Here is a 14609-nt window from a genome sequence, read left to right on the forward strand (position 1 = left end):
GGGCCGCCCGCGAGGAGGGGAACTCCTCGCGGGCGGCCCCGCCGCCGTGTGCCGGTGGGTCAGTGGCGCCCGGGCTTGCCGCCGTTGTTGCCGCCGATGACGCCGGGCGGGAGGGTGACGCCGCCGGGCCAGCCGTTGTTGCCGCCCTGGGCGTTGTCGCCGGAGGGGTTGGACGGGGTGTCGCCGGGGGTGGGGGTGGTGGGCGCCTGGGTGGGCTGCGGGATGTCGACCTTCTGGAAGGAGCGCGGGCTGCTGCCCTTGAGCGCGTCGTTCATGGCCTTCTGCCAGATCGGGCCGGGGCCGTCCGCACCGTAGACCGCGTCGAAGTAGTGGCCGCCGATGCGGACCCTCTTCATCGAGACGTTGCCGCCGACGCCGCCGAGCCAGACCGAGGTGGCCAGGTCGGGGGTGTAGCCGGTGAACCAGGCCGCGAAGCGCTCGTCGGTGGTGCCGGTCTTGCCCGCGATCTGGCGGCCGTCGTCGAGGCCGAGGGCGGAGCCGGTGCCCTTCTCGGTGACGCCGAGCAGCAGGGTGTTGATGCCGTCCGCGGTGGTCTGGGCCATCGCCTGGGTGCAGTTGGCGCTCGGGACGCCGATGTTCTTGCCGTTGGCGCCGGTGACCGAGGTGATCGCGATCGGCGAGCAGTAGAGGCCGCGGGCGGCGAACGCCGCGTAGGCGCTGGCCATCTGGAGCGGGCTGACCTCCTGGGTGCCGAGCGTCATCGAGGCGATCTGCTTGATCTGGGTGCCGTTGGCCAGGGTGCTCAGGCCCAGCTTGTCGGTCATCTGCTTGACCGGGCACAGGCCGACCTGCTGTTCGAGCTGGATGAAGTAGGTGTTGACCGACTTCTGCATGGCGACCTGGAGGCTGTACGGGCCGACCTCGCTGGGCGACTCGTTGGTCAGCGACTCCCCCTTCTCGTTGGTGGTGGAGCCGTCGCAGGTGGTCATCTTGGGGTACACCATGCTGTTGGGCGAGGGGTACTCCTGGGTGATCGGGATGCCGGACTCCAGGGCGGCCGCGGCCACGATCGGCTTGAAGGTCGAGCCGGGGGAGAAGCCGCTGCCGCCGCCCATCGACGAGCCGACGTTGAGGTTCAGCACGATCTGGTTCTTCGAGGCGTCCAGGCCGTACGGGCGGGTCTGCGCCATGGCGAGGATCTTGCCGGTGCCGGGCTCGACCATGGTGCCCGCGGCGGACACCGGGTCGGTCACGTAGACCTTCTTGGTGACCGCGTTGTACATGGCGGCCTGCTTGTCCGGGTCGATGGTGGTGTTGATCTTCAACCCGCCCTGGGCCCAGAGCTTCTGGCGGTCCGCGGCGGTCGCGCCGAACGCCGGGTCCTGCTTGACCACGTGGCGCACGTAGTCGCAGAAGAAGCCCATGCCGTTCTGCGCGGTGATGCAGCCGTTCTGCGGCTCGGAGTACTTGATGCCGAGGTCGGAGTCGAGGGCGGCCTTGGCCGCCTCGGGGGTGATGTGCTTGTACTCCAGCAGCTTGTTGATCACCGTGTTGCGGCGGGTCTTCGCGGCCTGCGGGTGGGCGATCGGGTCGTACGCCGTGGGGTTCTGCACCAGGCCGGCCAGCATCGCGGCCTCGGGGACGGTGAGGTCCTTGGCGCTCTTGCTGAAGTACCGGTTGGCGGCGGCCTCGACGCCGTACGCCTGGTGGCCGTAGAAGGTGATGTTCAGGTAGTTGGTGAGGATCTGGTCCTTGGACAGGTCCTCCTCCAGCTTGATGGCGTACTTCAGCTCCTGGATCTTGCGGCCCAGGCTCTTCTTGGTGGCCTCCAGGAACGCGTCCTGGTCGTCGCCGGCCTGCTCGACGAAGACGTTCTTCACGTACTGCTGGGTGAGCGTGGAGGCGCCCTGCGCGGTGGTGCCGGACTCGGCGTTCTTGGTGATGGCGCGGAGCACGCCCTTGAGGTCGATGGCGCCGTGCTCGTAGAAGCGGGCGTCCTCGATGTCGACCTGGGCCTGGCGCATCACGGGGGCCATCTGGTCCGCGGTGAGGATGGTGCGGTCGCGGTCGTAGACCTTGGCGATCAGGCCGCCCTTGGCGTCGTAGATCATCGACGCCTGGGAGAGGGTGGGCTGCTTGAAGTCGTCCGGGATGTTCTCGAACGACTCCGCCGTGTCCTTGGCGGTCAGGCCGAAGGCGCCGACCGCGGGCAGCGCCATCCCGGCGACCAGGACGCCGGCCAGGATCGAACCGCCCAGGAACTTGACGCCGTGCCCTGCCTTGTCCATGAGGGTGTCGGTGGATCGCGAAGGTGCCATGGGGAAACCCTACGTCGCGGAATCCCGTACAGGGGGGCAGGTGTTCGCCTACGCTTGTCACAGAACTGCGACAGCTTCGCTCTGTTCATCGTCATCACTCTTGTGAGTGATGAGCTTTGTCCGATTCGCGGCATTGTGTCCGTAATCCGGATGGATGCAGGGCGGGTTGCTGTCGCGCACCGTGACGAAAGCGACCCTTTCGACCTCGGCAAGGCCCCCGACCTGCGGTCACTCCAACGAGTGAGCTGCCGGACACCCATAGTCCGATCGGGTCATTCGAGATTGGGCCCACAGGGGCTGTTGCGCTGTGCCGTTCTTCCGTAACGTCCTCAACTGGCAACGGTGAATATGCCGTTGCCGCCGTGGGGGAGCCCCGAATCGGGAGAGGACGGCGCCGGGATGGGCTGGGTGGACGACTGGAGCGCGCAGGCGGCGTGCCGCACGAGCGATCCGGATGAACTGTTCGTGCAGGGGGCGGCGCAGAACCGCGCCAAGGCGGTGTGCAGCGGGTGCCCCGTACGCACCGAGTGTCTCGCGGACGCGCTCGACAACCGGGTCGAGTTCGGCGTCTGGGGCGGGATGACGGAGCGCGAGCGGCGGGCGCTGCTGCGCCGTCGGCCGACCGTGGACTCCTGGCGCCGGCTGCTGGAGACCGCGCGCACCGAGTACGAGGAGTCGTTGGCGACCGGGGTGGTCCTGCGGGACTACGCCCAGGCGGGCTGACGCTCCGTCAGGAGTCGCCGGCGGGTGGGCCGTCGGGCCGTTCGGTGGGGGAGCCGAGCAGGTCGCCGATGGCCCGCAGGCCGTCCAGGTCGTGGACGTCGCCGGGGAGGGCGGCCACCTCGACGATCGGTACGTCCGGGTAGACCGAGGCGAAGCGGTTGCGGGTGCGCCGTTCCCTCGCCATGACCTGCACCCGTTCGGCGTGCAGGCGCAGCAGCCCGGCGGCCAGGGTCTCGGCCTCCGCGGTGGAGTGCGGGGTGCCGTTCTCCTCCAGGGCCTCGGCCGCGGCCAGCGCGCGTTCGGCGGTGAGCTGCGGGGCGCCGGTGGAGTGGACCCGGTTGAGCACCAGCCCGGCCAGCGGCATGTCGTCCTCGGCCAGCCGGTCGACGAAGTACGCGGCCTCGCGCAGCGCGTCGCGCTCCGGGGCGGCGACCACCAGGAACGCGGTGCCCTCGGCCTTGAGCAACTGGTAGGTGCGGTCGGCGCGTTCCCGGAAGCCGCCGAACATCGAGTCGGTCGCGGAGACGAACGTCTGGATGTCGCTGAGCAGTTGGGCGCCGAAGATCTTGCCGAGGGTGCCGCTGATCAGCCCCATGCCGACGTTGAGGAACTTCATCGCGGAGCGGCCGCCGACCTTGGCGGGGGCGGTCAGCAGCCGGATCACCCGGCCGTCCAGGAAGGAACCGAGGCGGCTGGGGGCGTCCAGGAAGTCCAGCGCGGAGCGGGACGGCGGGGTGTCGACGACGATCAGGTCCCAGCGGTCCTCGGCGCGGAGCTGGCCGAGCTTCTCCATCGCCATGTACTCCTGGGTGCCCGCGAAACCGGCCGACAGCGACTGGTAGAACGGGTTGTCCATGATCGCCTTGGCGCGGTCGGGCTCCGCGTGGGCTAGCACGACCTCGTCGAAGGTCCGCTTCATGTCCAGCATCATGGCCTGGAGTTCGCCCGTGCCGCGGGTGCCGCCGACCACCCGCGGGGTGTTGTCGAGCTCGCTCAGACCCATCGACTGGGCCAGTCGGCGGGCCGGGTCGATGGTCAGCACCACGACGCGCCGGCCGCGCTCGGCGGCGCGCAGGCCGATCGCCGCGGCGGTGGTGGTCTTGCCGACCCCGCCGGAGCCGCAGCAGACCACGATCCGGGTCGCCGGGTCGTCGATCAGGGTGTCGATGTCCAGCCCGGTCATGCCGCCCCCCGCCGTCGCGCCCGCGCCCACACCCGTATTCGCGCTCGTGCTCACGCCGCTCCCTGCCGTTTCAGCTCGCCCGCCAGCCGGTACAGCCCGGCCAGGTCCATGCCCTCGCCGATCAGCGGCAACTCGTAGGTGGGGAGCTTGAGTTGCTGGAGCTCGACGCGCTGGGCGCGCTCCAGCTCGACCCGCTCGGCGTGCTCCCTGGCCTGTTCCAGCAGCGGGTCGAGCAGCGGCTCGACGTGCGCCCGGACGGTCTCCGGCTTGCGCGAGCGCCCGCCCAGGCCGACCTCGCCCAGGGCCAGCGCCACCTCCTCGCGGTGGTCGCCGTCCACCGCCGCCACCGCCGCCGCGTCCAGTATCGGCGGGCGCACCATGTTGACCAGCACGCCGCCGACCGGCAGGCCGGAGTCGCGCAGGTCGGCGATCCCGTCCACGGTCTCCTGCACCGGCATCTCCTCCAGCAGGGTGGTGAAGTGCACCGCCGTCTCCGGGGAGCGCAGCACCCGCATCACCGCCTGCGCCTGGGAGTGGATCGGCCCTATCCGGGCCAGGCCCGCGACCTCGGAGTTGACGTTCAGGAAGCGGGTCAGCCGACCGGTCGGCGGGGCGTCCATCACCACCGCGTCGTAGCGGCGGCGCCCGTCCGGGCCCTTGCGGCGGGCCGCCTCGCAGGCCTTGCCGGTGAGCAGCACGTCGCGCACGCCCGGGGCGACGGTGGTCGCGAAGTCCACGAAGCCGACCTTCTGCAGGGCCTTCCCGGCCCGGCCCAGCTTGTAGAACATCTCCAGGTACTCCAGCAGCGCCTGCTCGGTGTCGATCGCCAGCGCGTGCACCTCGCCGTGGCCCTTGCCCGGCAGGCCGAGCTGGGCGGGCGTCACGGTGGCCACCCGGCGCTCCTCGTACGGCAGCGCGGCGATCTGGAACAGCTCGGCGATGCCCTGCCGGCCCTCCACCTCGATCAGCAGGGTGCGGCCGCCCTCGGCGGCCAGCGCCAGGGCCAGGGCGGCGGCCAGCGTGGTCTTGCCGGTGCCGCCCTTCCCGCTGACCACGTGCAGCCGGACGCCCTCCCAGTCGGGTTCCCGCGGTGCCTGCTCGCCCGGCCCCGCCGTGCCGCTGGTGCCCGCCACGCCCGCTCTCCGTCCGTCGCTCCCGTTCGGGGTCCCAGGCACCCCTCCACGCGAGGGTAACCAGCGCGCGCTCCGGATGCCGGGAGCATCCCGGCGGCCCCGGCGAATCATGCCCGCTTTGTGTCCCACCTCACACCGGCCCGGGCGGCTAGAGTCACCCCCATGACCAAGTGGGAATACGTCACCGTGCCGCTGCTCGTGCACGCCACCAAGCAGATCCTCGACACCTGGGGCCAGGACGGCTGGGAGCTCGTCCAGGTCGTCCCCGGGCCGAACCCGGAGCAGCTGGTCGCGTACCTCAAGCGCGAGAAGGAGTAGTCATGGGCCAGGTCGAGCAGAGGCTCGCCGAGCTCGGGCTGACGCTGCCCGAGGTCGCCGCCCCGGTCGCCGCGTACGTCCCGGCGGTGCGCGACGGCGTGCACGTGCTGACCTCCGGGCAGCTGCCGTTCGTCGGCGGGAAGCTCCCGCTGAGCGGCAAGGTCGGTGCCGAGGTCACCGCCGAGGACGCCAAGGAGCTCGCGCAGGTCTGCGCGCTGAACGCGCTGGCCGCGGTCAAGTCGGTGGTCGGCGACCTGGACAGGGTCGAGCAGGTCGTCAAGGTGGTCGGCTTCGTCGCCTCCGCGCCCGACTTCACCGGCCAGCCCGGCGTGGTCAACGGCACCAGCGAGCTGCTGGGCAAGGTCTTCGGCGAGAAGGGCGTGCACGCCCGCAGCGCCGTCGGCGTGGCGGTGCTGCCGCTGGACGCGCCGGTCGAGGTCGAGCTGATGGTGCGGGTCCGGGACTGACCCGGTGCCGCTGACGTCCGGGCCCGTCGCCGTTCGCGGTGGCGGGCCCGCGGCGTTCCCGGTGGGGCCCGCGGCGTTCCCGGTGGGCCTGCGGCGTTCCCGGGCGGGGGGCTCCCGGGCGGGGCGGTTAACATCCGTGAACATGCTGGAGATGCCGCCGTCCTGGCCCGCCCGAATCCGCGCCCTGGCCGCCGGGGAGCTCGTCCCCGTGCCGCCGAAGCCCTCCGCCACCGTGGTGCTGCTGCGCGAGGGCGCGGCCGGGCCCGAGGCGTACCTGCTGCGGCGGCGCGCCACGATGGCGTTCGCCGGGGGCATGTACGCCTACCCGGGCGGCGGGGTGGACCCGCGGGACCGGGAGGTGCGTCCGCCGTGGGCCGGACCGTCGACCGCCCGGTGGGCCGAGCGGTTGGGAGTGGACGAGCCGACCGCGTGCGCGGTGCTGTGCGCGGCCGTCCGGGAGACCTTCGAGGAGGCCGGGGTGCTGCTGGCCGGACCGGACGCGGGGACGCTGGTGGAGCCCCGGGACTGGGCCGCCGAGCGGGCCGCGCTGGAGCGCCACGAGGTGTCGCTGGCCGAGTTCCTGACCGAGCAGCGGCTGGTGCTGCGCAGCGACCTGCTGGCGCCCTGGGCCCGCTGGGTGACGCCCGAGTTCGAGGAGCGGCGCTTCGACACCTGGTTCTTCGTGGCCGCGCTGCCGCCCGGGCAGGCCGCCGCGGACACCGTCGGGGAGGCCGACCGGGTCGCCTGGCTGACCCCCGCCGCGGCGGTGGCCGGGTTCGAGGCGGGCGAGTTCGGGATGCTGCCGCCGACCGTCACCGTGCTGCGCGAACTGCTGCCGCTGGGCAGCGCGGCCGGGGCGGCGGCCGCGGCGCGGGGGCGGACGGTGGTCCCGGTGCTGGGGCGGGCCGAGGTCGCCGGGGACCGCATGACGGTGCGGTGGAGCGGGTATGACGAGCTGACTATCGACGGCGTGTTCCCGGCGTGAGAACCTTCCCCCGGAACGATCACCGGCCCCGCCGGGCGACCCGTTCCGGGACCGGCCCCGCGCCGGGCCGTACCGTTGACCGGCAGCACCCGTCCAGCACGGCTGACCTGCGCGATCGAGCCAGCACCGGCTGGTCGGCGCGACTGGGCCGGCACCGGCCGGCCGGCGGTCGCCGACCGACAACCGCACCGACCGTCTTGACCTCGGAAGGAGACTCCGATGACCTACAACGACGTGGCTCGCCGGACCTCGGCCACGCCCACCCGCACCGTCACCCCCCGCGCCGCCGCCTGCGACGAGAGCGCGCCCCGGGAGACCACCCGCCTGCTGACCCGCGACCTGCCCGGCCGCCCCCTGGTCCGCCCGCTCCCGTCGCGCAGCCTCAGCCGCGCCGAACGGGACGCCGCATGACCGCAGCGGTACATCGCACGACCGCAGCGGCACACCGGGTGAGCGCGCGCTCCGGGGGCACCGCGTGAGCGGCCCGCTGCCGGGCGACCCCGCCGACACCGTCGGCGGGGTCGCCACCCCGCGCGCCCAGTGCGTCCTCGCCCCCAACCCGTCCCCGATGACGCTGGACGGCACCAACACCTGGCTGCTCTCCGAACCCGGCTCCGACCTCGCCGTCGTCGTCGACCCCGGCCCGCTCGACGAGACCCACCTGCGCCGGATCGTCGACCTCGCCGAACAGCAGGGCAAGCGGATCGCCCTCACCCTGCTCACCCACGGCCACGCCGACCACGCCGAGGGCGCCGCCCGGTTCGCCGAACTCACCGGCACCGCCGTCCGCGCCCTCGACCCGGCGCTGCGACTCGGCGAGGAGGGCCTGCACGGCGGGCAGCGCCTCGAGGTCGGCGGCCTCGACCTGCGGGTCGTCGGCACCCCCGGGCACACCGCCGACTCGCTGACCTTCCACCTGCCCGCGGACGGCGCGATCCTCACCGGCGACACCGTCCTGGGCCGCGGCACCACGATGGTCGCCCACCCCGACGGGCGCCTGGGCGACTACCTCGACTCGCTGCGCCGCCTGCACGCGATGGCCTCCGAGCACGGCGTGCGCACCGTGCTGCCCGGCCACGGCCCCGTCCTCGCGGACGCGCTCGGCGCCGTCGACTACTACCTCGCCCACCGCGCGGCCCGGCTGGCCCAGGTCGAGACCGCGGTCGAGGCGGGCTGCCGGACCGCGCCCGAGGTGGTCGCCCGGGTGTACGCGGACGTCGACCCGGCGCTGTGGCCCGCGGCGGAACTGTCGGTGCGCGCGCAGCTCACGTACCTGGAGGACCGGGGCCTGATCTGAGGCGGGCGGCCGCGCGGGACCGGGGACGGGGAACCGCGCGCAGCGGGGGCGGAACGCCGGAAACGCCGGGAATGCCGACGAGGTCGCGACGAGGGCAGTGACCTGCCGTCCGTCGCGACCTCGCGGTGCGTTCGTGGTGGTTCGCGCGGTTCCCCGCGCTGCGGCTCCGCGCTCCGCGCTAGCGGGACCGGCGGGAGAGCCGTTCGACGTCGAGCAGGACGACCGCGCGGGCCTCCAGCTTGAGCCAGCCGCGGCCGGCGAAGTCGGCGAGCGCCTTGTTGACCGTCTCGCGGGAGGCGCCGACCAGCTGGGCCAGCTCCTCCTGGGTCAGGTCGTGGGCGACGTGGATGCCCTCGTCGGACTGGACGCCGAAGCGACGGGAGAGGTCGAGCAGGGCCTTGGCGACGCGGCCGGGCACGTCGGAGAAGACCAGGTCGGACATCACGTCGTTGGTGCGGCGCAGGCGGCGGGCGATGGCGCGCAGCAGCGCGATGGAGACCTCGGGGCGGGCGTGCAGCAGCGGGAGCAGGTCGCCGTGGCCGAGGCCGAGGAGCTTGACCTCGGTGAGGGCGGTGGCGGTGGCGGTGCGCGGGCCCGGGTCGAAGAGCGAGAGCTCGCCGATCATCTCGGAGGGGCCGAGCACGGCGAGCATGTTCTCGCGGCCGTCGGGGGAGGCCCGGTGCAGCTTGACCTTGCCCTCGACCACGACATAGAGCCGGTCGCCGGGGTCGCCCTCGTGGAACAGCGACTCACCACGGGCGAGCGTCACCTCGGTCATGGAAGCGCGGAGCTCGGCAGCCTGGTCGTCGTCGAGTGCCGCGAACAGCGCGGCGCGCCGCAGAACGTCGTCCACGAGCTTCCTCCTGCTGGTGTCTGGGCAGTGCTACTCACCACCAAGGATGACGCATGTCGCTCCGATCATATGAGGAGGGGGTGTGCCGAGGTGGGGCCTACGGGGCCATTCGCGCAGTTCGGGTGGGCGTTTCCCGCCACGGGCGCGACCGGTGGGCTACCCGTCGAGGGCCTGCCGGGCGAAGGCGCGGGTCCCGGCGACGTGGTGGCGGGCGAGGGCGGCGGCGGTCTCGGGGTCGCGGGCCTTGATGGCGTCGAGGAGCTGCTGGTGCTCGGTGCACATCGGGAGGCTGGTCCCGAGGTCGGAGGTGAGCCGGAACAGGCGGCGCAGGCGGCCGTCGAGCGGGGCCATCATGTCGCGCAGCAGCGGGTTGCCGGAGAGTTCGACGATCTCGCGGTGGAAGTCGGCGTTCAGGCTGACCGTCTCGCGCAGGCGTCCGGCCTCGGCGGCCTTGCGGGTGCGGGCCAGGAGGCGTTCGAGGCCGCGGATTCCGGCGGGGGTGGCGTGCCGGGCGGCGAGGCTGGCGGCGAGCGCCTCCAGGGACTCGCGGACGGCGAAGAAGTGCTCGGCCTCCTCGGGGCCGAAGTCGGCGACGACGGCGCCGCGACGGGCCTGGACGGTGAGGAAGCCCTCGCGTTCGAGGCGCTGCATCGCCTCGCGGACCGGGATCCGGGAGACGCCCATGCCGTCGGCCAGTTCGCGCTCGACCAGGCGCTGCCCGGTGGCGTACTCGCCCTCGATGATCCGCTCGCGCAACTGGACGTAGACGAGGTCCGCCAGCGACTGGTGGGCGTCGCCGAGGGTGTCGGTCATCGGGGGGCTCCAGGCGGAAGCGGGCGGGGGAGCGGGCAGGAGATCAGATCATTCCAGATCGGGGCGGGCCACCTCTTGTCTGGTATTCGGTATACCAGATACCTTGACCGCTCACCGCCCCTGACGAGCACCGGAGCCCGCCCGTGACCGCCTCCCCGCCGCCCGGCCCGCACCTGCTGCTGGACGCCACCCTCCCCGACGGCTCCCGCGCCGACCTACGGATCGCCGACGGCCGGATCGCCGCGATCACCCCCGCCCCTGCCGAACGCGAACGCGTCGAGCCCGGGCCGGGCGAGGCCGCGCTGGACGGGGCGCTGCTGCTGCCCGCGCTGGTCGACGGGCACGCGCACCTGGACAAGACCTTCCTCGGCGCCCCCTGGCAGCCCCACCGGGCAACGAACAGCTTGTCCGAGCAGATCGCCTCCGAGCGGCAGCTGCGCCGCGAGGTGGCCGCGCAGGTGCCGGTCGCGGACCGGGCGGAGGCGCTGGCCCGCCGGATGGCGGCGCTGGGCACCGGCTTCGTCCGCTCGCACGTGGACGTCGACCCGGATACCGGACTGGACCACCTGCACGCGGTGCTGGAGGCGCGCGAGCGGGTGCGGGAGCTGATCGACGTGCAGGTGGTGGCCTTCCCGCAGAGCGGCGTGGTGGCCGAGCCCGGGGTCGCGCAGCTGCTGGACGCGGCGCTCCGGGAGGGCGCCGAACTGATCGGCGGGCTCGACCCGTTCGGCTTCGACCGCGACGTGGACGGCCAGCTGGACGTGGTGTTCGGCCTGGCCGAGCGGCACGGCGCGGCCGTCGACATCCACCTGCACGACGGCGGCGGGGCCGGTGCGGCGCAGCTGCGGGCGATCGCCGGGCGGACGGCGGCACTGGGCCTGGGCGGGCGGGTCGCGGTCAGCCACGCGTACTGCCTGGGCCAGTTGGACGAGCCCGAACTCACCTCCACCGCCTCGGCGTTGGCGGCGGCCGGGGTGGCCGTGATGACCAACGGCCCGGCTCGGACGATGCCGCCGGTGAAGCTGCTGCACGAGCTGGGCGTGCTGGTCTTCGCGGGCTCCGACAACATCCGCGACGCGTGGTGGCCGTACGGCACGGGCGACATGCTGGAGCGGGCCACCGTCATCGGGCTGCAGGGCGAGCTGATGACCGATCAGGAGCTGTTGCTGGCGTCCGAGTTGGTCACCGGGCACGCCGCCCGCGCACTCGGTGTCGAGGAGTACGGGATCGCCGTCGGGCGGCCCGCGAACCTGGTGGCCGTCGCCGCGCACTCGGTGCCCGAGGCGGTGGCCGCGCATCCCGAACGGCTGCTGGTACTGCACCGCGGACGCACCGTCCTGGACCGGCTCGACGGCCGCTCCCGCTGAGGCAGTCACCCCCATCCCCGTTGCGCTCGGAAGGACCCCCCACCATGACCTTCACCCCCTCCGTCGACCAGCCGCCCGCCGCCCCGCCCGACCCGTCCCCGTCCCCGTCAGACCCGTCCCCGGACCGGCTGGCCAAGGGCCTGATTGGCACCACCGACCTGGTGTTCTTCGTGGTCGCCGCGGCCGCGCCGCTGACCGTGCTGGCCGGGATCGCGCCGTTCGCGATCGGCGTGGGCGGGGCGTCCGCACCGGCCGCGTACCTGATCTCGGGCGCGCTGCTGGTGCTGTTCGCCGCCGGGTTCACCGCGATGAGCCGGTACGTGCGCAACGCGGGCGCGTTCTACGCGTACGTGGCGCGCGGGCTGGGGCGGACCCTCGGGGTGGTCACCGCCTACGTGGCGGTGGTCAGCTACAACCTGATCACCCCGGGCGTGGCGGCCGCGTTCGGCTACTTCGCGGCCGGGCACATCGAGCAGCGCACCGGCGCGCACGTGCCGTGGTGGGTGCTGTCCGGGGCGTGCGTGGCGGTGGTCGGCGTGCTCGGCTGGCTGAAGGTCACGCTGTCGGCGAAGGTGCTGGGTGTCGCGCTGGTGCTGGAGGTGCTGTCGCTGCTGCTGATGGAGGGCGGGGTGCTGGCCGACCGGGGGACGGCCGCGCTCGACCCGGTCTCCTTCGACCCCTCGCTGCTCACCCAGGCCGGGGTGGCGGGCATGTTCGTGCTGGTCATCGGGGCGTTCACCGGCTTCGAGGCGACCGCGATCTACGCCGAGGAGGCCCGTGACCCGGCCCGCACCGTGCCGCGGGCGACGTTCGTCGCGATCGGCTTCCTGGCGGTGTTCTACGCCCTGGGCACCTGGATCGTGATGGGCGCCTACGGCACCGACGAGGCGGTAGCCCAGGCCCGCGCCGACGGCGGCCCCGACCTGACCTTCCGGGCCGCCGAGCGTTTCGTCGGCCTGTGGCTGTCGGACACCATGCACGTGCTGATCATCGTGTCGGCGTTCGCGTCCGCGCTGGCCTTCCACAACGCCGCCGCCCGCTACCTGTACGCCCTGGGCCGCGAAGGGCTGCTGCCGCGCGGGCTCGGCCGGGTCTCGCCGCGCACGGGGTCGCCCGGTCGGGCGGTGCTGGTGCAGTCGGTGTTCAACGCGCTGGTGGTCGGCCTGGGCGCGGTGCTCGCGGTCGACCCGTACCTGGTGGTGCTGCTCTGGTCCAACAGCGTGGGCGTGCTCGGCATCATGGTGATGCAGGCGCTGGCGGCGGTCGCGGTGTTCGCGTTCTTCCGGGCGGACCGGCGCGGGATGTCGGCGTTCCGGGTGGTGTGGGCGCCGCTGCTGGCCGCGGCCGGACTGGCCGTGCTCACGGTGCTCGCGCTGTTCAACTTCGACCTGCTGACCGGTCGTTCGGGCCTGGTCAACTGGCTGCTGCTGGTGCCGATGCCGGTGGTCGCGGCGGTCGGCTGGCTGGTGGCCCGGCGGATCCGGCGCACCGACCCGGAGCGGTTCGCCCGGTTGACCGAGGTCGATGTCGAACGCGACTGAGCGGGCGCGCGGACGGCGGTGGCCACCCCGGGGGCGGGGCGGCCACCGCCGTTGCGGCGCGCGCCGGTCGCCCACAGTTCGTCCGGTGGCGAACTGTGGGCCGCGAGTGGTGGCCCACCGGTCGGTGAGCGCGCCGTGCTCGACGACAGTTCGTCCGGCAGCGAACTGTGGGCCGCGGGTGGCCGTCCGTCAGTCGGTGAGCGCGCCGTGCTCGGCGACCACCCGGCCGGCCTTCACCACCAGCTCGCGCGGCGGCAGGTCGACCACCACCTGCGGGGTGCACTCGCCGTCCACCAGCAGGAAGTCGGCGGGCGTACCGGGCGTCAGGTCGGCCTTCGGCAGGCCGAGCAGTTCGGCGCCGCCGTGCGCGGCCAGTTCCAGGCAGTCGGTCAGCTCGGCGTCGGTGCGGGCGTCGGTGGTCCAGCCGAGCAGGTGGGCGCGGTGCAGCATGTCGGCGTTGCCGTACGGGCTCCAGGAGTCCCGGACGCCGTCCGAGCCGAGGCCGATCCGCAGGCCGCGGGCCCGCAGTTCGCGGAACGGCAGCACCTGGTGGGCGGACGGGGCGACCGTGGTCAGCGCGATCCCGGCGGCGGCCAACACGTCCGCGGTGGCGGCGAGTTCGGGTGCGGGCAGCTCGGGAAGGCAGAACGCGTGGCTGACCGTGACCCGGCCCTGCAGCCCGGCCGCGACCGTCCGGGCGGCGAGTTCGCGCAGCGGGCCGAGTCCGGTCGCGCCGCGGTCGTGCAGGTGCACGTCCAGCAGGACGCCGTACCGCTCGGCGAGGCCGAACAGCAGGTCGAGCTGCTCGCGGCCGTCCGGGCTGCCGCCGTCGAACCCGGCCGGGTCGATGCCGCCGACCGCGTCCACCAACCGCTCGCGGGCCGCCTCGGTCAGCAGCTCGGCCGCCCCCGGCGTGCGCAGCACGCCGTGCTGCGGGAACGCCACCGACTGCACGTCCAGCTTCCCGGCCAGCCGCTCGGCGGCCTCGCGCAGGCCGGTGACGCCGGCCAGGCCGTACGCGGGGGCGACGTCCACGTGCGCGCGCACGGCGCGGGTGCCGCGGGTCACGGCGTGCGCGAGCAGGCGGTGCGCGCGGACGCCGATCGGGGCGCGCTGGTGCTCGTACAGCTCGACGTCGGCGGCCACGTACTCGGGCAGGCGGTGTGCCGGGCGGCGGCTGTACCAGGGCTCGCCCCAGCTGGTCTTGTCCGGGTGGATGTGCGCGTCCACCAGCGTGGGCAGCGCGATCCGGCCGCCGCCCTCCACCACGACCGGGTGCGCGCCCGCGGGCGGCGCGGCCGCCAGGACGCCGTCCACGGCGACCAGGTCGGTGGGCGGGCCGCCGAACGGGCGGACCTGGCGGAACAGCGTGACGTGCATGGGGGTGCTCCCGGGACGGTGCTGAGGGCTCTGCCGAGCAGGGTCGCTGCCATTCGAACCGCTTCCGAGCGGTCAGTCAACTCGACTGCAATGCAGGCGAGTTGAAGATTCGGGCTGCCCGCTTCCCGGTGGTTTCCGGGGGGCGGGAGGTCAGCGGCGGCCCGTCCGGGCCGACGGCCGCGCGCGGGGGCGCGGGGCGGGCGCCGGGGCTCGCGGGACGTCCGGCGGGCGGACGGTCCGTGGAAGCGCTCCCAAGAAAGATCCGTACGC

The 14609-nt window shown here is 73.6% G+C and carries 14 protein-coding genes; 8 read left to right on the forward strand and 6 right to left on the reverse strand.

Annotation, left to right across the window (positions count from 1 at the left end; all coding sequences use genetic code 11):
- Window positions 1–59: 59 nt before the first annotated feature.
- Window positions 60–2279, reverse strand: coding sequence for a transglycosylase domain-containing protein (locus ACFY00_RS32410; protein ID WP_388036263.1), 2220 nt, complete (start codon window positions 2277–2279; stop codon window positions 60–62).
- A gap of 399 nt (window positions 2280–2678) precedes the next feature.
- Between ACFY00_RS32410 and ACFY00_RS32415 the strand changes: the two genes are divergently transcribed.
- On the forward strand, window positions 2679–3002 hold the full coding sequence (locus ACFY00_RS32415) for a WhiB family transcriptional regulator (RefSeq protein ID WP_030461873.1): 324 nt from the start codon (window positions 2679–2681) through the stop codon (window positions 3000–3002).
- A gap of 7 nt (window positions 3003–3009) precedes the next feature.
- Here the strand turns inward: ACFY00_RS32415 and ACFY00_RS32420 are convergent, their stop codons facing one another.
- Both ACFY00_RS32420 and ACFY00_RS32425 read right to left on the reverse strand, forming a co-directional pair.
- A complete protein-coding gene (locus ACFY00_RS32420) occupies window positions 3010–4185 on the reverse strand; it encodes an ArsA family ATPase (RefSeq protein WP_388036324.1) in 1176 nt (391 codons plus the stop codon).
- A 50-nt stretch (window positions 4186–4235) separates the two neighbouring features.
- Window positions 4236–5246, reverse strand: coding sequence for an ArsA-related P-loop ATPase (locus ACFY00_RS32425; RefSeq protein WP_388036327.1), 1011 nt, complete (start codon window positions 5244–5246; stop codon window positions 4236–4238).
- Between the two features lie 234 nt (window positions 5247–5480).
- Here ACFY00_RS32425 and ACFY00_RS32430 point away from each other — a divergent pair, with 234 nt between their 5' ends.
- The 5 genes from ACFY00_RS32430 (at window position 5481) to ACFY00_RS32450 (ending at window position 8385) form a co-directional block, all read left to right on the forward strand.
- On the forward strand, window positions 5481–5636 hold the full coding sequence (locus ACFY00_RS32430) for a DUF4177 domain-containing protein (protein WP_014136749.1): 156 nt from the start codon (window positions 5481–5483) through the stop codon (window positions 5634–5636).
- A gap of 2 nt (window positions 5637–5638) precedes the next feature.
- Entirely contained in the window at window positions 5639–6103 is a 465-nt protein-coding gene (locus ACFY00_RS32435) for a RidA family protein (RefSeq protein ID WP_285735993.1), read from the forward strand.
- Between the two features lie 142 nt (window positions 6104–6245).
- Window positions 6246–7088 (forward strand): NUDIX hydrolase, encoded by an 843-nt coding sequence (locus ACFY00_RS32440; RefSeq protein WP_388036266.1) that lies wholly within the window; start codon window positions 6246–6248, stop codon window positions 7086–7088.
- A gap of 219 nt (window positions 7089–7307) precedes the next feature.
- Window positions 7308–7499, forward strand: a complete 192-nt coding sequence (locus tag ACFY00_RS32445) for a hypothetical protein (protein WP_388036269.1) — start codon at window positions 7308–7310, stop codon at window positions 7497–7499.
- Between the two features lie 64 nt (window positions 7500–7563).
- Window positions 7564–8385: an MBL fold metallo-hydrolase gene (locus tag ACFY00_RS32450; protein ID WP_388036271.1), complete on the forward strand. Its 822-nt coding sequence runs from the start codon at window positions 7564–7566 to the stop codon at window positions 8383–8385.
- A 178-nt stretch (window positions 8386–8563) separates the two neighbouring features.
- Here ACFY00_RS32450 and ACFY00_RS32455 read toward each other — a convergent pair whose 3' ends face one another.
- Together ACFY00_RS32455 and ACFY00_RS32460 are read right to left on the reverse strand one after the other, a co-directional pair.
- On the reverse strand, window positions 8564–9238 hold the full coding sequence (locus tag ACFY00_RS32455) for a Crp/Fnr family transcriptional regulator (protein ID WP_014136744.1): 675 nt from the start codon (window positions 9236–9238) through the stop codon (window positions 8564–8566).
- 156 nt (window positions 9239–9394) lie between these two features.
- On the reverse strand, window positions 9395–10051 hold the full coding sequence (locus ACFY00_RS32460) for a GntR family transcriptional regulator (protein ID WP_388036274.1): 657 nt from the start codon (window positions 10049–10051) through the stop codon (window positions 9395–9397).
- 143 nt (window positions 10052–10194) lie between these two features.
- Between ACFY00_RS32460 and ACFY00_RS32465 the strand changes: the two genes are divergently transcribed.
- Together ACFY00_RS32465 and ACFY00_RS32470 are read left to right on the forward strand one after the other, a co-directional pair.
- Complete coding sequence (locus ACFY00_RS32465; protein ID WP_388036277.1) at window positions 10195–11418, forward strand: amidohydrolase family protein; 1224 nt, start codon at window positions 10195–10197, stop codon at window positions 11416–11418.
- Between the two features lie 44 nt (window positions 11419–11462).
- On the forward strand, window positions 11463–12959 hold the full coding sequence (locus tag ACFY00_RS32470) for an APC family permease (RefSeq protein ID WP_388036279.1): 1497 nt from the start codon (window positions 11463–11465) through the stop codon (window positions 12957–12959).
- A gap of 189 nt (window positions 12960–13148) precedes the next feature.
- Here ACFY00_RS32470 and ACFY00_RS32475 read toward each other — a convergent pair whose 3' ends face one another.
- Window positions 13149–14339 (reverse strand): amidohydrolase, encoded by a 1191-nt coding sequence (locus ACFY00_RS32475; RefSeq protein ID WP_388036282.1) that lies wholly within the window; start codon window positions 14337–14339, stop codon window positions 13149–13151.
- Window positions 14340–14609 lie beyond the last annotated feature (270 nt).

Source organism: Kitasatospora sp. NPDC001540 (genome assembly GCF_042894345.1).
Classification (GTDB): domain Bacteria; phylum Actinomycetota; class Actinomycetes; order Streptomycetales; family Streptomycetaceae; genus Kitasatospora; species Kitasatospora phosalacinea_C.